The sequence below is a fragment of the Corynebacterium sp. CCM 9204 genome (assembly GCF_041357695.1).
Taxonomy (GTDB): domain Bacteria; phylum Actinomycetota; class Actinomycetes; order Mycobacteriales; family Mycobacteriaceae; genus Corynebacterium.
Genome location: NZ_JAUERX010000005.1, coordinates 159,341 through 179,657 on the forward strand (window position 1 = coordinate 159,341; position 20,317 = coordinate 179,657).

At 63.0% G+C, this 20,317-nt stretch carries 17 protein-coding genes, 1 tRNA gene and 1 pseudogene; 9 read left to right on the top strand and 10 right to left on the bottom strand.

Going from position 1 to position 20,317, the window contains the following annotated elements; all coding sequences use genetic code 11:
• Positions 1–2: 2 nt before the first annotated feature.
• Both QWU43_RS10630 and dcd read right to left on the bottom strand, forming a co-directional pair.
• Positions 3–809: an ABC transporter ATP-binding protein gene (locus QWU43_RS10630; RefSeq protein ID WP_370915457.1), complete on the bottom strand. Its 807-nt coding sequence runs from the start codon at positions 807–809 to the stop codon at positions 3–5.
• Complete coding sequence (gene dcd / locus QWU43_RS10635; protein ID WP_370917831.1) at positions 806–1,369, bottom strand: dCTP deaminase; 564 nt, start codon at positions 1,367–1,369, stop codon at positions 806–808. Before dcd ends, QWU43_RS10630 begins: the two co-directional genes overlap by 4 nt.
• A gap of 149 nt (positions 1,370–1,518) precedes the next feature.
• On the opposite strand from dcd, the gene QWU43_RS10640 reads away from it, so the two are divergent.
• From QWU43_RS10640 to QWU43_RS10655, 4 genes and pseudogenes are all read left to right on the top strand, one after another.
• A complete protein-coding gene (locus tag QWU43_RS10640; RefSeq protein WP_370917832.1) occupies positions 1,519–2,373 on the top strand; it encodes an ABC transporter ATP-binding protein in 855 nt (284 codons plus the stop codon).
• Positions 2,370–4,517, top strand: coding sequence for a YhgE/Pip family protein (locus QWU43_RS10645; protein WP_370917833.1), 2,148 nt, complete (start codon positions 2,370–2,372; stop codon positions 4,515–4,517). Before QWU43_RS10640 ends, QWU43_RS10645 begins: the two co-directional genes overlap by 4 nt.
• Before the next feature lie 77 nt (positions 4,518–4,594).
• Positions 4,595–4,668, top strand: a tRNA-Gly gene (locus QWU43_RS10650).
• A 405-nt stretch (positions 4,669–5,073) separates the two neighbouring features.
• Positions 5,074–5,474 (top strand): annotated as a pseudogene (locus QWU43_RS10655) (hypothetical protein).
• Positions 5,475–5,610: 136 nt separating this feature from the next.
• On the opposite strand, the gene QWU43_RS10660 reads toward QWU43_RS10655, so the two are convergent.
• From QWU43_RS10660 to QWU43_RS10675, 4 genes are read right to left on the bottom strand one after another with little or no spacing between them, the layout of a single operon-like run.
• Positions 5,611–6,846, bottom strand: a complete 1,236-nt coding sequence (locus tag QWU43_RS10660; RefSeq protein ID WP_370917834.1) for an MFS transporter — start codon at positions 6,844–6,846, stop codon at positions 5,611–5,613.
• Positions 6,843–8,048, bottom strand: coding sequence for an iron-sulfur cluster assembly scaffold protein (locus QWU43_RS10665; RefSeq protein ID WP_370917835.1), 1,206 nt, complete (start codon positions 8,046–8,048; stop codon positions 6,843–6,845). Before QWU43_RS10665 ends, QWU43_RS10660 begins: the two co-directional genes overlap by 4 nt.
• Complete coding sequence (locus tag QWU43_RS10670; RefSeq protein ID WP_370917836.1) at positions 8,038–9,282, bottom strand: hypothetical protein; 1,245 nt, start codon at positions 9,280–9,282, stop codon at positions 8,038–8,040. Before QWU43_RS10670 ends, QWU43_RS10665 begins: the two co-directional genes overlap by 11 nt.
• Before the next feature lie 40 nt (positions 9,283–9,322).
• A complete protein-coding gene (locus QWU43_RS10675; protein ID WP_370917837.1) occupies positions 9,323–9,526 on the bottom strand; it encodes a hypothetical protein in 204 nt (67 codons plus the stop codon).
• 193 nt (positions 9,527–9,719) lie between these two features.
• Between QWU43_RS10675 and QWU43_RS10680 the strand changes: the two genes are divergently transcribed.
• Positions 9,720–10,049, top strand: coding sequence for a hypothetical protein (locus QWU43_RS10680; protein ID WP_370917838.1), 330 nt, complete (start codon positions 9,720–9,722; stop codon positions 10,047–10,049).
• Positions 10,050–10,438: 389 nt separating this feature from the next.
• Here the strand turns inward: QWU43_RS10680 and QWU43_RS10685 are convergent, their stop codons facing one another.
• Together QWU43_RS10685 and QWU43_RS10690 are read right to left on the bottom strand one after the other, a co-directional pair.
• A complete protein-coding gene (locus QWU43_RS10685) occupies positions 10,439–11,182 on the bottom strand; it encodes an ABC transporter permease (protein WP_370915448.1) in 744 nt (247 codons plus the stop codon).
• Entirely contained in the window at positions 11,179–12,081 is a 903-nt protein-coding gene (locus QWU43_RS10690; protein ID WP_370917839.1) for an ABC transporter ATP-binding protein, read from the bottom strand. The genes QWU43_RS10685 and QWU43_RS10690 overlap by 4 nt, the downstream gene beginning before the upstream one ends.
• Positions 12,082–12,789: 708 nt before the next feature.
• Between QWU43_RS10690 and QWU43_RS10695 the strand changes: the two genes are divergently transcribed.
• A complete protein-coding gene (locus tag QWU43_RS10695; RefSeq protein ID WP_370915446.1) occupies positions 12,790–13,098 on the top strand; it encodes a helix-turn-helix transcriptional regulator in 309 nt (102 codons plus the stop codon).
• Here QWU43_RS10695 and QWU43_RS10700 read toward each other — a convergent pair.
• The gene (locus QWU43_RS10700) at positions 13,065–14,693 is read right to left on the bottom strand and encodes a VanW family protein (RefSeq protein ID WP_370917849.1); all 1,629 of its coding nucleotides are present in this window, start codon (positions 14,691–14,693) and stop codon (positions 13,065–13,067) included. The genes QWU43_RS10695 and QWU43_RS10700 overlap by 34 nt on opposite strands.
• A gap of 194 nt (positions 14,694–14,887) precedes the next feature.
• Positions 14,888–16,129, bottom strand: a complete 1,242-nt coding sequence (locus tag QWU43_RS10705; RefSeq protein ID WP_370915445.1) for a glycoside hydrolase family 3 N-terminal domain-containing protein — start codon at positions 16,127–16,129, stop codon at positions 14,888–14,890.
• Between the two features lie 169 nt (positions 16,130–16,298).
• On the opposite strand from QWU43_RS10705, the gene QWU43_RS10710 reads away from it, so the two are divergent.
• The 3 genes from QWU43_RS10710 (at position 16,299) to QWU43_RS10720 (ending at position 20,273) form a co-directional block, all read left to right on the top strand.
• Positions 16,299–16,787 (top strand): universal stress protein, encoded by a 489-nt coding sequence (locus QWU43_RS10710; protein WP_370915444.1) that lies wholly within the window; start codon positions 16,299–16,301, stop codon positions 16,785–16,787.
• A gap of 66 nt (positions 16,788–16,853) precedes the next feature.
• Positions 16,854–17,051, top strand: coding sequence for a DUF2613 domain-containing protein (locus QWU43_RS10715; protein ID WP_370915443.1), 198 nt, complete (start codon positions 16,854–16,856; stop codon positions 17,049–17,051).
• 3 nt (positions 17,052–17,054) lie between these two features.
• Positions 17,055–20,273, top strand: coding sequence for an alpha-(1->3)-arabinofuranosyltransferase family protein (locus QWU43_RS10720; RefSeq protein ID WP_370917840.1), 3,219 nt, complete (start codon positions 17,055–17,057; stop codon positions 20,271–20,273).
• The last annotated feature ends 44 nt before the right edge of the window (positions 20,274–20,317 follow it).

Sequence of the window (20,317 nt, forward strand, 5' to 3'; positions counted from 1 at the left end):
GTTCACCGGACCACCCCTTTGACCCGGCCATGCCGGTCGACGGCGACGGTCGTACCGTTGCGCTCCTGCAGGGTGAGCTCCCGGTCCTGGGTACCGACGAAACTGGCGACAAAATCGCTGGCGGGGTCGGTGACGAAATCCTCGGCGGTTCCAGCCTGCGCAATCCGGGCGCCCATCTCCAGGAGCACGATGGTGTCACCGAGCAGGAACGCCTCATCAATGTCATGGGTGACTAGGACGATGGTCTTGGAGATCTTCGCCTGGAGTTCCAGGATCTGTTCCTGGAGATCCCGGCGCACCACGGGGTCGATGGCACCGAAAGGTTCGTCCATCAGGAGGATGTTCGGGTCGTCCGCCAGTGCCCTGGCAACGCCGACACGTTGTGCCTGACCACCGGAGAGTTCACCGGGGTAACGCTTCGCTAGCGATCCATCGAGCCCCAACAGGTCCAGCAGTTCGTGGGCCCGTTCGCGGGACTGCTTCCGGGAGACGCCGTTGAGCCGTGGGACAGTAGCGATATTGTCAGCGACGGTACGGTGCGGAAGCAGCCCGGAGTTCTGCATGACATAGCCAATACTGCGCCGGAGTTTGACGGGATCGACCCCGGCAAGATCCTCGCCGTCGATGAGCACCCGCCCCTCAGTGGGTTCAACCATGCGGTTGATCATCCGCAGGAGAGTGGTTTTCCCCGAACCGGAGCTGCCGACCAGTACGGTGGTGGAGCGCGCCGGAATGTCGAGGGTGAAATCCCTGACTGCCGGGGTGGCTGCGCCGGGAAAGGTCTTGACAACGTGATCGAACTGAATCATTGGAAGTTGAGATACGCCTTTGATGGAGTTGGTCCGCGTTGACCCTGGTATTTCGACCCCAGTTCAGAGGCGCCGTAGGGAACCTCCGCGGGGGACGACATACAGAACAACGCCAACTGGCCCACCTTCATTCCCGGCCAGAGAATGATCGGCAGATTAGCCACGTTTGACAGTTCCAGGGTGATATGGCCGGAGAATCCCGGATCGATAAAACCCGCGGTCGAATGGGTGAGCAGTCCGAGACGTCCGAGCGAGGATTTACCTTCGAGACGGCCCGCGAGATCCGCGGGGAGGGTGAACTTCTCCAGCGTGGCACCGAGAATGAACTCGCCCGGGTGCAGAACGAAGGGTTCATCCTCGCGGACCTCGACGAGGCTGGTCAGTTCATCCTGACGCAGCTTCGGGTCGATGTGGGTGTAGCGCGAGTTGTTGAACACACGGAAGAAGCGGTCCATCCGGACGTCGATGCTCGACGGCTGCACGAGGTGCGGGTCGAACGGCTCGATGACGAGATCGCCAGAGTTGATGCGGGCACGGATGTCACGGTCAGAGAGCAGCACAGCACCGAGTCTATCGGTTACCTCCGGATTCGGGATTCGTAGCACGTTCAACTCGCACAATGACATTAAGTGGAAGTTCAACCTCCGGTTGCACTACTGTAGCGTCAGGTCCACCACAATCACCCATTCCTGCCCCACCGGGAGCACCCATGTCCTCCGAACACCCCGACCCCACACCCGACCGGGACCAAGAACAGTCCGTGGGGAAAGCCGCGACCTCGTCACGCACCGTCGAACAACGCAACACCCCGGCAGACGGCGAGCCACACCCGGCAGTCATGGCCCGGGGCATCTCGGTGTGTGGAGGGGAAGGACCCGTCTACGGCCCCCTCGACGTGGAGATCCCAGGTACCGGGTTGACCGTACTCTCCGGTCGAGGCGGCGGCGGACGAACCGCCCTTGCACTGACGATCTCCGGACGGATGAAACCCCGCACCGGAACCCTCGAGGTACTCGGGGAGACGAAACCGTCGGTGATCCGCAAACGCGTCGCCATCGCTGGAGTGGACGACATCGACCTCCTCGACCGCGACGTACGCATCCACGTCATCCTGACCGAACACCGCGCCTGGTCCACACCATGGCTCATGTGGGCCCCGAGAGCCGACCAGGACTACTACGAATCGGTCTGCCGCCCCGTATTCGGCGAGCGCGATCTCCCGCCCCTCGACGCCTACGTCTCCCAGATCTCCGGCCTCGACCGGCTACTCATCCGGATCGCCCTCGCGCTGCGTCCCGCTAACGGCGAGGAGATCGGCATGCTCGTCATGGACGACCTCGAGCAGGTCCACGAGTTCGATGATCGGCTGATCCTCGTGACTGTACTGAGTCGGCTCGCGGAGGACATCCCCGTCGTCGTCAACGCCGTCAACCGGCTCCCCGACGATTTCCTGCCGGACTACACGCTGATCGAACTGTTCACGGATGCGTCACATCTCCAACCCAGTCACGCCGGTTCCGACCTGAGCCGCATCCACCGCATCGCCAAGGAGGCGGAACTATGATCGCCGGACTCACACTCGGCACGGAACTGCGCCGGTTCCTCCGCTCCAAACTCGGACGTATCGCCATGGTCGTCCTCATGCTCATGCCGCTCATTTATTCGGCGCTGTACCTGTGGGCATTCTGGAACCCCTTCGGACACGTCGACAAGATGCCCGTCGCCTTCGTCAACAGCGACCTAGGCACCAAGGTCGACGGCGAGGAGATCAACGCCGGAAACCAGATCGTCGAACATCTGAAGAAGGAGGACCGGGTCCACTTCGACTTCGTCTCCGAGCAGGAAGCCGAGGAGGGTGTGCGGGACGGCAGGTACTACTTCTCGGTTCAGCTAACACCGGACTTCTCCGAGGCGGTGGCCTCCCCCACCACCGGCGACGCCCGCAAGGCCGTCATCCAAACAACGTACAACGACTCCAATGGCTACCTCTCAACACTCATCGGCGAGAACGTCCTGCGCACCATGCTTCCCGTCATCTCCGAGCGCATCGGCGAGGAAGCCGTGGATAAGGTACTCATCGGCATCCAGTCCGCCGGTGCCGGCCTGGAGAAAGCTGCAGACGGTGCCACACAACTGCATGACGGCGCAGAGAAACTCAACGACGGTGCGATCCAACTCAGCGAGGGCGCAGTGAAGCTCAACGGCGGTCTGGACTCTGCACTCGCCGCGACAGGCAAACTCAACGCGGGAGCAATCAAGCTCGATGCGAACGTCGTACAACTCAGTAAGGGAGCGGACAAACTCGCCGCAGGAACCCGGCAACTCAACGACCAGGTCGAGGGCGCGACCGCCAAGCTCACCGCACTCACCAGGGGCGTGGATCAGCTCGGCGGCGGCGTCGACCAGCTCGCCGACGGCGCGGTCCGCATCGACGCCGGGGTGCAACAGCTCAACGCGTCACTGTCCCAGGTCACCGACATCCAGACCACAACATCGACGAACATCCGGCAACTCGCCGACCAGCTCCGCCCGATCCCCAACCCCGACGTACAGAACGTGGTTCGCCAGCTCGATCAAATGGCCTTCGACGTCGACCACAACGCACTCGGCCAGAACGCCCCTGCGACCGCTCAGCTCAACGAACTTGCGAACGGCACGAGCCAGCTCGCCTACCAGCTCTCCGACCCGCAGGCCCCGTTCCGCTCCGGCTTCAACCAGTTGACCGAGGGCACGTCCATCCTCCCCGGCAAGCTCGGGGAACTGCAGACCGGCGTCACCCAGCTCAACGACGGTATGCAACTGCTGAACACCGGCCTGAACAAACTCCACCAGGACGGCACCTCCCGCCTGGTCACCGGCACCGGAGAGCTGCAGAACGGCCTGCAGAAACTCGATGACGGTGCCGGTCGCCTCGTCGACGGAACGAACCGACTCGTGGACGGCACCGCACAACTGAACGATGGCGCCGGGGAACTCGCCACGCGATTGACCAAGGGTGCCGAGGCGGTGCCGAAGTGGGACACAGAGCAGCGGAAAGGCACAGCGAGTGTCCTCGGCGGCCCCGTGCGACTAACCACCACCAATGACACCGGTTCGCACACCTTCGGCGCCGGGCTCGCCCCGTTCTTTTTCTCCCTCGCCATGTTCGTCGGCGGGCTGATCATCTTCATGATCCTGCGCCCGTTGCAGAATCGGGCCGTCGCCAGTGGCGTCGCGCCGCTACGTGCCGCACTCGACGGGCTGCTTCCCGCAGCACTCATCGCAATCGGGCAGGCCACCGCGATCTTCCTGGTCACCCGCTACGGTGTGGGCCTGGAACCGGTCTATCCGATCGGCCTGCTCGTCTTCTGCATCCTCGTCTCACTGATGTGTACGGCGATGAATCAGCTCTTCAACGCGGCGCTCGGCCCCGGAGCGGGCAAAGTTACGGCAATGGCACTGCTCATGCTCCAATTGCTCTCATCGGGAGGGCTCTACCCCGTCGAAACCCAGCCTGCACTGTTCCAGTGGGTTCACCCGATCAACCCGATGACCTACACGGTCAACGGTTTCCGACAGTTGATGTACGGTCACGTCGATCACCGTTTACCGGAGGCAATCATGGCGGTCCTCCTGGTGTTCATTCTCTCGATATGCCTGACCGCGGTGGTTGCGCGCCGGGACCGAAGCTGGACCATGAAACGCCTGCATCCGCCGATCAAGATCTGACCACGGACCACCATGTTCACGGCCCGTTCAGACCGTGTTATCATGGTCCGGTAGTTGCGCGAGAGCGTGACATCGATGCCGATGTAGTTCAATGGTAGAACTCCTGCTTCCCAAGCAGGTGGCGCGGGTTCGATTCCCGTCATCGGCTCCACTTAGACACCCATTTTGATACAAAGCCCGGCATGGTCGGGTGGCGGATCAAGAGGGGTGTTTTTGCTTGTTATTACCGGTGTTGGGCGGTTGTACGGGTTTGTTGGAAGTCGCGTCGTTGGGGTTGTGATAACGGTCCGAGGACGGTTAGGAGGCTCTGGCAGCCTGGGTGGTGCAACTGCGGTGGTTGTCGCTAGAATGTTTGGCTTTCGCTAAAAGATTAGGCGACCGCGAAAAGGTTTGATCATTCTACACTTTGTCTGATCTGAAGTTTTTCTCTGATCGTTTGCGATAAGGAATGTCATAGGGGTTCTTCTTCTATAGACGCGTGGCTAGAGCACTGTTCGTCTGTGTGCTCATCTTCCTGAACAAGCAGGAGGGCATGTCCGTCGCCGACATCGACACCATGCTGAACAAGAAGTCCGGCATGGCGGGCCTTTGCGGCCTGACCGACATGCGCGACGTCGAGGCCGCCGTCAACCCGAGTGATGAGAAGGCCACGCTGGCCCACAAGGTGTACTGCCGTCGCATCGCCAAGTACATCGGCGCCTACGCTGTGCTGCTGGGAGGGCTCGAGTCATCACCTTCACCGCCGGCATCGGCGAGAACGACGACATGGTCCGAAAGGGCGTGCGCGACTACCTCTGCATCTTCGGTGTCAAGCTGGACGAGGCCGAGAACCGGAAGCGTTCCGGCGATCCCCGCATGATCTCCACCGACGCCTCCAAGGTCAAAGTCCCGGTCGTTCCCACGAACGAGGAGCTCTCCATGGCCCACCAAACCCTCAAGGTCGTCAGTAGTTCCTAGAGACGCCAGAGCGCCCAATCCCGGAAGGGGCCGACCGCTCTGGCGCTATCGATCATCGAACGATGATGTCCTGCGAGCTCGCGTCGGTGCTGACCGGGGAGGCACCCGCCGTCTCGGGCACCGACGCCGGCTCTGCCTACTTTGTGCGGACGCGCTCACGCGCCCCTGCACGGAGACCCCACGCCGCCAGTGCGGCGGCCCCCACAAGCATGATCACGTAGACACCGGAGTTATCTGCCCTCAGAGCCAGAACTCCCACCGCCCCACCGACGTAGATACCCACAGATCGCATAAACGCAAACAGCCGACCCTGCACCGCCTGCTCTGCGCCGTCAAACAGTTCCAACGACTTGGCGGGAACGACCACGGACACCGCACCCGCAACAGCCACCAGCGCCCCGCACAACGGGACCTGCAGCCACCACCAACCGAGCGGACGGAGCACCAAGGACACGATCGCGCTGGCTGCTGCCAGACCCGCTGACAAGAGCAGCGTCTTGGCAGCAGACATGTCGTTGGTCGCCCCGGTCACCGGCATCTGGATCACCAAGATCAAGCCGGCGAGCACCCCGAAGGAGACCCCGCCAAAGGCGATGGGAAGTCCGTCGTGAAGAACCCACTGGGTGGGGAGGACGCTTTCCGTCAGCGCGCCGAAGAACACCAGCGACGCCAGGTAATAGAGGGAGAACTCGAGCACCTTCACCCGCACCAGCCCCCGCCTCCAGGATGCGCGGCCGGAAGGCGACTTCTCGTCGACAGAGTCATCGACCTCGACCCGGTAGTTGTTCATCATCGCCAGGGCCAACGCGAGCAGGCCGAAAGTCACCGAATTTGCAACCATCAGCCCGGCGATGGCCGGCTCTCCGCCCCACATGATGAGGAGAGCCCCCAGCCCGGTACCAACGAACACCGCGAGGTTTCCCCAAAGGTATCGCAAGGAGAACGCGTACGGTCGGCTCCCCGGCTCCGTGACGCGCATCTGCAGGTTGAAGCGGATGGAGAAGAAGAGTCCGTTCCCGACGCCGATCAGGATTGCGGCCGCGACGACGGTCGCGGGGCCCGCGAAAATCAGCGCAGCCCATCCGAGCGCCTGGAACAGCGCACCGAGGACCGCGGTGTCTCGGAGGCCCGCCCGCTTCTCAATGCGCGGCGTGACCAGGCTCTGGATCACGAGGTCCACGACAAGGATCGTCATGAAGTAGGTCGCCGGCGCCGTGCCCCCGAGCCTATGGCCCAGAAACAGGATCAGGTAGGGCCCGGCCATTCCACTGCCGATGGCGTTAACGCTGTTTGCCGCGATGAGGATCTTCGCGTCTCGCCCCAGGGGTGGAACTCCTACGGGCCGTTGCCACAATTCTCGAAGACGCGTCACGCGGATTCACCCGCCAGCCGGTCGAAGTCCGTCTCGTTGCATATCTGCTTGAAAGCCCGCAGCCCCAACGTGACGCATTGTGGACGGCTCATCAGAAGATCCTTGCCCATCTGCTCACCCAAGAAGTCAGGGGTCAGGGCGAGACACTCCTCACGCGACATCCCTTCAGTGGCCTCCAACAGCACCAACGTGGCTGCCCTAGACAGCGAGCACCCGGCGGCTTGGAAGAGCAACAGCGCTTGCGACCCATCCATGCGAACCATCATCCGCTGGCGGTCCCCACAGCCCGGGTTGAGCACCGAGACACCGCGATTACCATGGGCCGCACCCCCGTGGACAGGGGCCTTCACATGGGCGTACAGGAAATCCTGATCGATCATTTTTGCCCTCGCGACGTACTGGAGCCGTCGGCTCTCTCGGTCAAAGTTGGAGACGGCAGACTCGAAGTCGCCCAGCACCGAGACGAGTTCCATGTCCGCATCTGCAAGCATGCGCTTGAGTTCGGTCGTCGTGTACAGCCTGACGCGGTGGAAATACGTCTTCATCTGACCCGCAGGGTCGAACAGTCTCAACCAGGAGTCCTTGTAGCCGGTCTCGAAGTCGAAGTTGAAGTGCATCATGTAGTGGTATCCGCCGACCTCGGTCCAGCTCCTGACCACGAAGTCACGCACCAACTGCTCGCGGTTGGGAAGGTCCATCACGAAGATGCCGCCCTCCCGGAGGCTGGCACGCACATTGTTCAGCACCTCCTGATTCTGTTCGTCCGTGCCGTAGCCGAACGAGGAGAACATGCTGATGGCCATGCCCATCGGTTCCGGTGCGACGAAGTTCCCCGCGTCGGCACAGACCACCAGTTCAGGAGAATGCCCATGCTCAATCAGATTTCCGCGGCAGATCTCGACGCTGTCAGGTTTGATCTCCACCCCGACGGCGGTGAGTCCCGAGTTCAGGAGCGGAACCAGGTGCCGATCACGACCGCACACCACATCGTAGACGGACCGGATCCCGTTATCAGCGATCAGGGACTGAAGGAAGTCCAGCTCGACCTGGATGACCCCGGTCGAAGAGCAGGACCAGTCGGACAACCGCCAGAAGCCCTCGCCGAAGTAGTCCAGATAGCCGTCTTCGACGAAGTCGAACTGAACGCTCGGAGTTGCGCAGGTGGAGCGACGAATAGGGTGAAGCTTCTGATCAGTCGACATCGTCAGCGACCCCGAGGTTGGTGAACGTCTGGCACAGCTCGCACAGGCCGCTCGCCTCCGGCAGGGCACCCGGACCCACCTGGAAACTCATCTCGCAGCGCTTGCAGACGCGGAACTCCGGCATTCGAACGTACGACTCGAAGAGCCGCTGTTGACCCTCCATCATCTGGAAGGAACTACCGGGCAGGATGGTCTCCATCGTCTCGGCGATCATGTAATGGGCGTCTCGCACGAGGGAACCGCGCTGGAAGGTCACGGGAGATCCCTGCTTGTTGCTGTCGGGGTAGAGGGCCTCCAGGTAGAGCGTCAGCTCCTTCTTGCCGATCGGCCACAGCGGGTAGATGAACTCGATATCGTTCTGCATCCCCTTGTAGCTGCCGCCGAAGGGGAACCCGACGAACATGCTCTTCACGATCGAGGTCAGGATGTCTTCGCGCATGAGGCCGAAGCCGACTTTCTTGATGCCGTCACGACGCGCCACGCGCTCTACGGAGCTGCGCATCATCGAGTGCGAGGCAGCGATCAGGTAGGAGGGATCCACCTTGTCGCGCACCTGCGACAGCGCCTCACGAGGCGTCACCCGGAGGCGGTAGGCAGACACCAGCTCGTCATCTTCGACCAGGGTCAGCGGGTGTTCGAAAGTCTCGGCCATCTTGATGGCGTACGAGGTCTCCGCCGGTTTGGAGAAGGCCGTCACGTGAACGGCACTCAGCGAGTAGTCGGGCAAGCGGTGCTTGGTGCGGGAGAGGAAGTAACCTAGGGCCAGGCTGTCCTTTCCACCCGAAACGGCGAGCAGGACTTTGTCCCCGTCCTCGATCAGGTTCTGGGAGATCGTCCCATCGACGAACATCTGCTCGATCCACTCGACGAACTCCTCCCGCCCGAAAACGATCTGGGTCGCGTTGTAGTCACCACCCTTGGAGTGGGCGAAATGACGCTTCGTGTAAAAGGGCTCAGCCGGAATTTCAACGCCCGCGTCGGGAGTCGCGCGGCTCTGCCACAAACCGTTCAGCGCGAGAATGTCGGGGAGGTGGTACGCCCGGACCATGTGAACCTTGTAGTCATGGGAGGGGTCGTAGACCTCACGCCAGTCATCGACGACCTCGCCGTCCTTGCGGACGATCACGGCATCGAAGGGGATGTGATTCCTGGCGATGACTTCACGAATGATCTCTCGAGGCTCGATGTCCAGATGGAACTTGCGATCGAGGCGATCGAGAAACTCGATGTACATTTTTGATCCTAAATCTGGGGCGTGCCGAAGACGGGCAGGGTTAAGACGCTGGTGCAGCAGGGAGGTGGGCGACGATGTCGCCGGCGCTCGCGCAGAAGAAGCGCTCGCGCCGGAGGTTCTCGGCCACGTTCTGCATGATGTCGAAGAGCGAACGAGCGCCGGCGACATCGGTGGGGAGGAACTCGGCAGAGAACACGTCCTCAGCGTTGCTGAAATCGCGGATCTGCAAATGCATGGGAATCATCTGAATCCCCTTAATCGGCAGGCAACCGAAGCTGCTTGATTGGGGTTCACCCAAGTGATGGGATTCCGCCATGGTATCATCAAACGGGCTCACGCCGATGTAAAATGTTTGGAGAGTGCACCTTTGGCCAGTCCCACGGTTCAGCCCCCCTGACACGAGCCCGATCGGGCTTAAAGTAGCTCAACGCATCCCCTTGGACGATATTTGCCTCCGCTACACCCCGGGCAGCTCGCGCCACCGGCGCATCCAGTTCCACCTTGAGGAAATCCGTGAGGATGCCCACCAGATTCGCGTGGCACTCGGCGGTGTTGTCTGCCAGCAGCTCAATGCCGTAGATACTCATCAACGTCAGCAGCGTGTAGTGCTCCTTCTCGAAGGGGCTCGCCTTGTAGGTGGCCTGGACCGTGGTAAGTTTCCGCCGCAGTACCACGACGAGGAAGTTGCCGCTTCCGCAGGCGAGCTCGCAGACCGTATCAAGTTAGATACAACGCCTTGCTGGTCATGCGCGACGATGATGGGATGAAGCTGGCGCGTGACTTGGGGAAACGCGGGATATTGCGAGCCGGTTGACGGTCCAAATGGATGGCTCGGTTCCAAAGGTTGGCGTGTCCCGGAGGTATCGTGAGGTGGCGTGAACCACGCTGGGCGACGTTGATTGTGGAGCGCCAAAAGGTATTGCCGCCAGCGACTTGCTATTAGCCCTGATCAAAGCGTGTATGTACGTAACGCAAAGACAGGAACAGCAGACCCTCAGCTCGGCCAGAACCATAAATATGCCCACCGGCACCACCAACGCTTTTCCCGGGATCGGCAAGCCAGCGAACGTTTTCCATCGCAATTGACTCCCCTCGAGAACATCGCCCGACTCAACCTCACCCGCCCAGGGGTCTCGAGAATGGCGGGAACCATGCACTACTTCCAGGTGAAGGTCTTGCGGGTGATGAGGTAAAAGACGAGCGTGACGCCCACCAGATAGAGGCATCCCAACCCGGCATCCCACCAGGTTCCGACGTCCAGCACAGGCTTGAAGAGCGCCACGCGGAGATGGTGGATCGGCGTGTACGGGGCGAGCGTGACCACCCAGTCAGGCAGGACCTCGAGCGGCATGACCGCCCCACCGACGAACCCGAGGGGGATGATGATGAGGTTCGAGAGCATGGAGACGGCGGCGATTGAGGGGAAAACGATCGCCAGCAGCACCCCAACGAAGTAGAAGAGAAGATACCCGAGGAAAAGCGGGACGAGGCCGACCGGGGCGAGGGCCTCCGGATTCATCCCCACCCACGGCGTGAGGGCCAGGAGGAACACGACAATCACCTGGGCGATCATGAGCAGGGCTCCGACGAACGCCTGGGAGGTGAGGATCATGCCCGTGGAGATCGGGAAGGCTTTGAGCACCTGGAACATGCCGTTCTCGCGCCAGGTGGCCAGGTGGAGCGCCCCGGCGAATATGCCGACGTAGGCGACCCCGAAGGCGATGACGTTCGCCGCGATCTGGCTGACGTAGTCCATGGACGGGTCCGGCGCGGCGTCGCCGAAAGCCCTGACGAGAACGATGAGAAGGACCGCGGGGATGAGGAAGGTCGTGGCGAGTGTTGTGCTGTCACGCAGGTCCGATTTCAGAAGGACCCGGTTGAGCGAACGTATCGACGTCATTGTTCGATGTTCCTTCCCGTGAGCTTGAAAAAGACATCCTCGAGGCGGCCCTGGCTGATCTGGGCTCCCGCGCAGTCGACGCCGACCCCGCTCAGCGTGACGAGGGCGCGCGCCGCGTCTTCGGTGTGCACGAGGATGCCGTCGTCGGACAGTTCAACGCGGTCGAAAATGCTCTTAATCGTCGCCGCCTGGGGCACGGCCGCCGGCAGCAGGACGGTCGCCCCGAGCTCGGCGCCGAAAATGAGGGAACGGGGGGACCCGGTCGCGATGATCGTTCCACTATCGATGATCGACACGACGTCGCACAGTCGCTCCGCCTCCTCGAGGTAGTGGGTCGTGTAGAGCACCGTCAGTCCGTCGGTGAAGTCCGTGTCCCTCAACAGGTCGACGAGGGATTTGCGGGCAACCGGGTCGAGTCCGGCCGTCGGCTCATCGAGGAACAGAACCTCGGGACGGTGAACGAGAGCCGAGGCGACCGCGAGGCGCTGGCGTTCGCCACCCGACAGGTTCTCGCACTTTGTGTCGGCCACCTGCCCCAGGTTGAGGGCATCAATGACCGTGCTGACGTAGGTTCGGTCAGACCCGAAAATATCGGCGACAGCGTGCAGGTGCTCGATGAGCGACATGCGAACGAAGAAGGCGGGACGCTGGTGCTGGATTCCGACGCGGCGAAGCAGGTTCGCGTTTCTCGGCCACGGGTTCGTATCGAGGAGTCGCACGGAACCTTTAGTCTGCTGAATAAAGCCGAGAAGAGTGTTGAAAAGCGTCGTTTTTCCCGCGCCGTTCGAGCCGAGGATTCCGTGGAAGGATCCCGATGCCACCTCGAGCTCAAGGTCGTTCAGAATCGTTTTGCTACCGAACGTGACGTTGAGCCCCGTTGTCGATACGGCGATGGTCATTAATGTTCCGTTCTTTCGTGTGTAGGCGGGCAGAGGTGGGCGCGGCAGTTCACGCGGGTCTGCCGTAGGAACGGGTGACAGTGGTTACGCAGCCTGGTCGGCTGCTGTTGCCATGATTGTCTCAAACTCGATGCAGGTCAACCGTTCGAGCCGTTTCTGCGTCCGCCTGGGACAGCTACGCCTCGACGCAACACTTCGTTCTCTTGCTCCATCAAGCCGATGGGCCGGTGGGCCCATGCAGGGCTACGCCTCCATGATGGTGGTTTCCGGTTCATGCTCACCGGTGTCGATGCAGCCCTGGCGCAGCCATCCCAAAGTCTGCATCCAAACGGGTCTCTAAACATCCACTGAAACACCCCGGATACACGACGAGCATCCGGGTAGGTTCGCGTCGGCCAGTGCCCGCCCACATACCGGGTCAAGGACGACAGGCAACGGTGAAAAATGATCCCGCATCCGCCCACCCCAGCTCCGGACAAATGGCGCGCCCTCGGTCCGTGAGGAGCCGAGATCCGTGCTTCCACAGTAAATATGCAGCTCTCCTGGACATGGAAACTGACATCAGACGCCACCACTACCCCCATACTAGGGGAGCGCAAACCTGGCCAATGTCTCCACTTGGGTTCGTTTCCAGCACCACAACGAAAACTTAACAACTAATCAGAATTGCAACCGATATTCGTTGCCTCATGTGTGATACTCGAACTTATGTCAAGCCAACCGCGAAGCCGCCCTGCCGCACTGGGCACGGAAATCGCCGCAAAATTGCGCGAAGCTCTCGCCAGACGCCAGGTGACCCAGGCTGAACTCGGTAAACGGGTCAGCATCTCCACCAGTCAGATCAGCCTCTACCTCCGGGGCAGGCGATCGATGTCCCTCGATGAATTCAGCAATATCTGCGCCGCCCTCGACCTCTCCGCCGATGAGATCTTCAGTCAGGCATTCCTGGTCACCAATGACCAACGCCCCGATCGGAATCAGGGTCAGCCGCAACGAATGATGGGGGAGGGATCGTAGACGGTGGTCTGACTTTGCCTGTCTATCTCCACACCATCCAGATTACGGATGATCCGGGTATCCGACGTGGTGAAGCCCGGGGCGCCTGATGAAGGAACGCAGCCCTTGTCCGTGAGGGTGATCTGCTTAGGGGACGTCTGGGCCCACCTACCTCCGGACTGGGACTCCACAGTTACCGTCTTGACCCCGGTCATCCGCACGGTGACCGAATTGTCCCCGGTGCTCGCGTTGATCATGACGGGGTAGGGGGAATTGTTCCGGAACTGCAGGTCGATCAGCCCCTCGTACACGGTAGCCTCCCGCCCCGCCGGATACCGCGAGATGTAGTAGCTGTGGGGTGTGTGCGCCACATCATCGAAGCCCGCGAAGTACGCCGCGTTGTAGAGGGTTGTCGCAAACTGGCTAATTCCACCGCCGACGGCCGTGTCCGCGTGACCATTCAGGATGATGCCTGACTCCACGAATCCCTGAGCGGTGCCCCGAGGCCCGGTGTACCCATTCAGGGAGAACACCTGACCCGGCGCGACGACGGCGCCGTTCACCATCTCTGCGACCCGACGGATGTTCACGCCCGAGGCATAGGAGAAACCGGTGGTGGTGAATTCACTGACCGTTTCATCGAAGGTCGCTCTTTCGGCGTCCTCCGTCGTGAAGCTCGCTGATTCAGCGGTGTAACTGACATCGAATTCCTTCGAAGCCGAGCCCGTGATCCGGTCCGGGAGGCCGTCGACCAACTTATCCCAGTCCAGTGCCCGACCATCGGTATGCGGCGTGACGCTACGCCCATCTCCGGTGAACGTGATGCGGGCGTTTTTCACCGGAATCTCAGTCCCCGCGAGATTCTCGGCGAGAATCTCGCGGGCGCGCTGGGTGTTCACATCAGTGTGTAGTGCGGTGCCTTCAGGTCGAAAAGTGACCACCTCTCCCATGCGCTCAACGGGAATGATTCCGTCGACGCCATCTGCACCGTGCGCGACCACGGGACCGGAGAGCGCCCGTGCGGCGTCACCACCGACAACGTTCTTGACCGCAACCGCACCGATGACCGGTTCGGTCTCCTCAACTTTCACCTGTACCCCGTCAGGGTTAAGCCAGTCGGCGGTGAGCCGTTTCCGTAGTGTCTCCGGATCAACACTCTGTCCGGAGGCTGGCTCTGTCACCCGTGCCTCGCCGGACTCAAGATGAACCTCTCCCTCAGTAGGCTGGATCATGAGTTCCGTGGTGAGGCGCTCAAGCTCAGGGGCGAGAGCCGCATCATCGACATCACTGACGATGCCCACCTCACGTTCTCCGATCAGGCCCCGGAAGCGGGCGATGGGGTTGAGCGGTTGCCGTCCTGCGGCAGTCACCGTGGCTTCCCAGTCGGGGCGCAATCCGGCCGTCGACGGGTCCACGACCGCTTCTGCGGCTCCCGCAGTCACCGCGACCGGAGCCGCGAGAGAATCATCAAGTTCCGTGGACAGTAGGTGTTCTGCATCATGTGGTTTCATTCCCCCTATCGCGATGCCCGCGACAGTGACGCCTCTGGGAACCTTGTCCCTGGTGAGGAGGTAATCAACGGTGTAGACGGCACCCGCGAGAATGAGGACACCCATGATGGCACCGAGAATGACGGCCCATGTCCGACGTCCAGAAGCTGTAGCGTTCTCGGCGGGGACTGGGGAGACGGGTTCAACGGTATGCACAACGAACACACTATCCACCGGTTGGTTCGGCTGCGACTTCCTTGCATCCTAGCAACCCCGGCGTTATGGGAACGTTACCGGCATGCGATGGTGCCACGGGTTTTTCAGAGACGCCCGGGGCCCAGATTCTGCAGTTGAACCCTCAGTGCGGAAGCGTCTAGTTGTTCCTCCTGGAACTCCCCTGCGGTAACCGCACGGTCCACCGTGTCCACAGCAGCGACGAGGTCATCAGTGGAAATCCACAGGGCAACGTCCGCTCCCGCACGCAGGGACTCGAGAACCGCCTGCGGAGCGGTGAGAAGAGTGTTCACGGCCATCATGCCGGAAAGATCGTCGGTGTAGATGACCCCGTCGAATGGTTCTCCACCCGGGTAGTCCCCGCGTCGCAGAAGTTCATACACGGCCGGGTTGAGCGTCGCGGGTAGACCTTCCTCCCCCAGTCCGGGGACGATCATGTGTCCGATCATCACTGCACCCGGTGCGGCGGCGAGGACGGGACCGTAGGGTTTCAGATCAAGTTCCTTGAGCGCTTCAAGATCCGGGGTGAGCACCTGATCATAGTGACTGTCTCCGGTGGCGTGACCATGCCCGGGGAAGTGCTTGAACACCGGTGTGATCCCCGCATCCCGGAGCCCGTTGGCAAACGCGGAGGCGTATTGTGCCGCCCGGTCAGGGTTCGATGAAAAACTGCGGTCTCCGATGGCCGCGGAAGCGGGTTCCCCGGTGGTGTCCAGGACGGGGGCAAAATCAACGGTGATCCCGGCACCCGCCAGCTTGGTACCCAATTCAGCGGCGAGAGCACGAACCTGCTCCGGAGTCATGGTCTCCGCCATTGTCCGTGGCGAGGGAAGATGCCCGAAAATGCCCGGTTGCCTGACGACGCGTCCACCCTCAGCGTCGATCGTGACCGCGAAAGGCCTCTTGATGACGTCCCGGAGCGCCGCGATGTTACGGTCCGAACCGGTGAGGAGCGAGGGATCCGTCCAGGACCCGATGAAGATTCCGCCCGCACCCTGTTGGAGGGCGAACAGGGCGTCATCGTAGTCCCTGACACCCACCGTCATCAGGGAGGCTATGCGTGCGCGCCGGTCCTCCGGGACGTTCTTCTTCGCCACTGCGACAGGGTCGGTGAGATGTTCAGGTGCCGGTGGGAGGGACGGCACGGCCTCCACCACCGGTGGTAACGGTGGCCCCTGGACCCCGGTGCCCACACTGATGACGGGATGTACGGAATCCGGCGCATCCTGTGCGGGAGCAAAGCAGGCGGACAGTCCGAACACGACGACTCCCACGACGGCAGTAGCCCATGCACGTACGGATACGACGGCATCGCACGTTGTCCGCATGTTCTCTCCTTTTTCACAGGGTTACGTTCCACAGTGTGCCGGAGCACCCCGCCTGACGCGAACCTCGCTCCGGTCGACAACGCTACCCACCCGACTAGGATTGTGTGCCACGGACCGAGGTGGAACACCCGATCCCACCTATCGACAGCCAATTCGAGGAGCTCACACCATGCCGGAGTCCGATCCGACCACCATGCTCATCGCCTATGACGGCTCCACTGAGGCGCGCCGGGCGCTGACCTACGCCGCAGAATTGCTCTCCCCTAGGCATGTGCAGATCATCACCGCCTGGGAGCCAATGCAACGCCAGGCGGCTCGAGCTGCGGGAGCTCCCGGGGTCTCCGTCGTGGATTGGAGTGCGGACGATGGGGCAACGGACCCCGCGCACGATGAGGCACTCGCCATCTGCCGCGAAGGCGCAACGATCGCGGAATCGCTGGGCCTCATCGCCCACGCGCACCTCGTCGAGTCAACGGGCGCGATCTGGTCGGCGATCGTCGACGCCGCTGAACAGCTCCACCCTGACGTCATCGTCACCGGCACCCGGGGTAACACCGGTTTCCGGTCACTGCTCCAGTCATCCACCGCCGACAACGTTCTGCACCACGCGGGACTCCCGGTGTTCATTGTTCCCCCGTTGGAGGAGGATAATGAGTAACTGGTAGTCTCTGCTTTTGTCTCCGACATATCCCGCCCCCACGAGAGATCACGGCAGTAACTACCCATGGCATTTGATTCAGATTCCGATACGCGACGCACCCTCGGCCCAGCGTTGGCCAGCGTCGTGGTCGGTGTGATCCTCGGCGGCGCTGCGGTCATCGGCGTGGCGAAGCTCTCGGGGCAGGACCAGATTCCGCAGGACCAGGTCATCAGCAGTGATGAGGCTCTCCTCGGTGGCGCGGAGTACGGCTCCCGCGAGTAGCGCGTGCGTATCGACGCCCGCCCCCATCTCACCGGTTGGCTACTACTGGGGTTACTGGCCTTCCTGCAGTCTCCCGGGCGCACCGTCGCCGACACCAAACATGACCTCGCCGCCGATCCGGCCGGGTTCCTAACCCAGGCCACCGCAGCGTGGTCGGATATTTTTCCCCTCGGGCAGGTGCAGAACCAGGCGTACGGCTATCTTTTCCCGCAGGGCCTGTTCTTCGTGCTCACGAATCCGCTCCCCGACTGGGTGGCGCAACGGCTCTGGTGGATGGTGGTCTTCGGGGTGGCTTACTCCGGCTTCCTCCAGCTAGTCCGCGGGCTCGACGTGGGTAGCCCGGTGTTCCGGGTGCTCGCCGCAGTTCTCTACGCCCTCTCTCCCCGGATGCTGACCACCTTGGGCGCGATCTCCTCCGAGTCCTGGCCGGTGGCTCTCGCCCCGTGGATCCTCGCTCCCCTCGTCATCGATAGGCTCACCGGCCGACGGGTCGCGGCGTCTGTGCTCGCGGTCGCCTGGCTAGGGGCCATCAACGCCACGGCGACGCTCGCGGCGTGTGTGCCCGCCGGGATCGCCTTGGCGTGGTGTGTTCTGCATAGACAGCCCGGCGCGGTCCGGATGGGCGCGGTCTGGGGCGTCGGCTGCGCGGCGGTGTCCGCCTGGTGGATCATCCCGTTGCTCGTGCTTGGACACTACGCGCCACCGTTCACGGATTTCATTGAGAACGCTTACGTGACCACCCGGTGGTTGAATCCCACGGAGATTCTGCGGGGGACGACGAGCTGGGCGCCGTTCGTCGACACTGAACGGGTGGCCGGGAACCTCCTGGTGACCTCCCCGGTGTTCATTCTGTTCACCTCCGGTATCGCGGCGCTGGGCCTCGTGGGACTCTGTCGGCCTCTTCCCCGGCGCGGCCTGTGGGTGGGGATGCTGCTCGTCGGACTGGTGATTCTCGGTGCAGCGCACGGCCCGCTGGGCCCGGAGATCCGGTCCTTCCTCGACGGGCCTGGCGCGGCGTTGCGTAACATCCACAAGTTCGACCCCGTGGTGCGGCTCCCGCTGCTCGTCGGATTCGCGGCCCTCGGTCGGGTACTGCCGGTGCCGTCGACACGCGCAGAACTAGTGCATCCGGGGCGTCGACACGCGGCCGCCGCCCTCGTCGCGCTCGTCGCGCTCGGTGCGTGTGCCCCGGCGCTCAGTGGTCGGCTCGCCCCCCGGGGCGGCTGGACGGAGGTGCCCGCGTACTGGCGGGAGACCGCGGACTGGCTGAACGCCCACGCACGCGACACCCGGACGTTGATCCTGCCGTCGACGTCCTTCGCCCGGCAAGACTGGGGGTGGACTCGCGATGAACCACTGCAACCGCTGCTCGATGTCCCGTGGGTCGTCCGGGACGCGGTCCCACTCGTTCCTCCGGAGGCGATCCGTGGTCTCGACGGTATTGATGCGATACTGAGTTCCCCGGCCATCGATCCCGCGGACGCGATTCACGCCATCCGCAGACTGGGGGTCGGAATGATCGTGGTGCGCAATGATCTTCCCGATGCGCCCGCCGGTGATCTGGTGGAGCGGCTGAGGGACAGTGGCGCTGCCGCACACGACTTCGGCCCAGTCACCGTCTTCGAGGTTGATCCCGGTCTGAACATGACCACGACCACGGATGCACCTCTCCGGGTCGCCGGGGGCGGGGAGTCACTCGCGCTTCTCGACGCCCTCACCGGCCCCGCCGCACGCGCCCTCGTCGACGGCGACGCGGAGGTCGTCACCGACACCCCGCAGCTCGTCGCCCGCAACTACGGCACGGTGCGGGACGCGGTCTCCGCGCCACTGGCCGACCCTTCGGAGGGTAAAGACGTGCGCAATCCGGTGCCCGATTATCCTTCGATCGGACCGTTGACCCGCGTCACCGAACAGGGTGGAAGCGTCCGAGCGTCCTCCTCGGCGGCGAACGCCACGAGCTTCGGTGGAGCAGACCCGGGTGCGTCGGTTACCGCCGCCGTCGACCGCGACCCCACCACCGCCTGGTATCCCACCCCGGGCCGCCAGGCAGGCGAGTGGATCGAGATCACCGCCGATCACCCGGTATCCGATCCGGTGCTACGGATCACCGCCACCGGTGCCGACGTGGATGTGACCGTCAGCGCCGGAGACGCGAGCGTCGACACCCGTCTGGTGGCCGACGAATCCACCCGGGTGCGGGTTCCCGGTGGCCCGACCGACACCGTCCGCGTGACGCTCGGCGCATCGCGGGACCGGGCGGGAATCGCCCGGATCGCACTCGACGGTGCACCCATCCGCCGGACCGTGACGGTACCGGACACTTCCCCGGATGCGCGGCAGTTCCTCCTCCAGCGGATCACCACCGGGGAGGACGTCCTCGACCGTGTGTTCACCGCCCCCCGGGACATGACCCTGCTCCTCGACTCCCCCGACTGCCGGGATCCACGACCCGTTGACGAGGACCCCAACCACGGGATCACGCTCGCCGATCAGGCGCGGGAACGCAGCATCCGGATTGACGGCGCATTTGTATCATGCGGACCGGTACATCTCGCCGCCGGGGAACATCATCTCCGCACCCGACAGGACTGGGCGCTGCTCACCGAGGAAGGATTCACCGGCGGCATCACACCGGTCAGTGTGGGGCGTGATCTCACAGCGGCGGACACCGACCGGCTGCTCATCACCGGGCGCGCCGCCCTCGACGGGCTGACTGCCACCGTCGGCGGTACCGCGGTGGACGCGGACGTGATCGATGCGGCGACCCGATCCTTCCACGTCCCGGCGGGGGTGTCCGGCGCCGTGGAACTGCACTTCGCCGGAGACACACCCTACCGGGCGGGACTCATCGGCGGCGCCGTGGCCTGGCTCTGCGCCGTGGTGCTGTGCGCACTCGCGGTGATCCGCAGCCGGGAGAACTTCGTGCCCACCCTGGACACCGGCCACTCGAGGGCCCTTCTCACGCTCGGCGGTGCGGTCACTCTCTGGCTCGTCGGCGGCTGGTTCGGGCTTCTCCTCGGAGTGGCGACGCGGGCGGTGGTGCGGTACACCCTGATCCCGGCGTCCGTTCTCGCCGGTGGTGGGGTGGCCCTGGCCGGGATGTGGCTCGCCCACGCGCCCTGGCCGCAAGGTGGCTACGCCGGGGACGCATCCTTCGTCGGGCTCGCCGCCCTGGTCTCGGTGGCGGCAGGGATATCGGCGGGGAACTCCCGACCGAGATAGCGCCGACATCCGCACAGACAAACGCCCCCGGGCAGGCGCTTTAT

Bases quoted from the DNA above. Each gene is read 5' to 3' on its own strand.
- QWU43_RS10630 (WP_370915457.1), bottom strand. From the start codon at position 809: ATGATTCAGTTCGATCACGTTGTCAAGACCTTTCCCGGCGCAGCCACC.
- QWU43_RS10640 (WP_370917832.1), top strand. From the start codon at position 1,519: ATGTCCTCCGAACACCCCGACCCCACACCCGACCGGGACCAAGAACAG.
- QWU43_RS10645 (WP_370917833.1), top strand. From the start codon at position 2,370: ATGATCGCCGGACTCACACTCGGCACGGAACTGCGCCGGTTCCTCCGC.
- QWU43_RS10665 (WP_370917835.1), bottom strand. From the start codon at position 8,048: ATGTCGACTGATCAGAAGCTTCACCCTATTCGTCGCTCCACCTGCGCA.
- QWU43_RS10670 (WP_370917836.1), bottom strand. From the start codon at position 9,282: ATGTACATCGAGTTTCTCGATCGCCTCGATCGCAAGTTCCATCTGGAC.
- QWU43_RS10675 (WP_370917837.1), bottom strand. From the start codon at position 9,526: ATGATTCCCATGCATTTGCAGATCCGCGATTTCAGCAACGCTGAGGAC.
- QWU43_RS10685 (WP_370915448.1), bottom strand. From the start codon at position 11,182: ATGACGTCGATACGTTCGCTCAACCGGGTCCTTCTGAAATCGGACCTG.
- QWU43_RS10690 (WP_370917839.1), bottom strand. From the start codon at position 12,081: ATGACCATCGCCGTATCGACAACGGGGCTCAACGTCACGTTCGGTAGC.
- QWU43_RS10695 (WP_370915446.1), top strand. From the start codon at position 12,790: ATGTCAAGCCAACCGCGAAGCCGCCCTGCCGCACTGGGCACGGAAATC.
- QWU43_RS10700 (WP_370917849.1), bottom strand. From the start codon at position 14,693: ATGGGTGTCCTCATTCTCGCGGGTGCCGTCTACACCGTTGATTACCTC.
- QWU43_RS10705 (WP_370915445.1), bottom strand. From the start codon at position 16,129: ATGCGGACAACGTGCGATGCCGTCGTATCCGTACGTGCATGGGCTACT.
- QWU43_RS10710 (WP_370915444.1), top strand. From the start codon at position 16,299: ATGCCGGAGTCCGATCCGACCACCATGCTCATCGCCTATGACGGCTCC.
- QWU43_RS10715 (WP_370915443.1), top strand. From the start codon at position 16,854: ATGGCATTTGATTCAGATTCCGATACGCGACGCACCCTCGGCCCAGCG.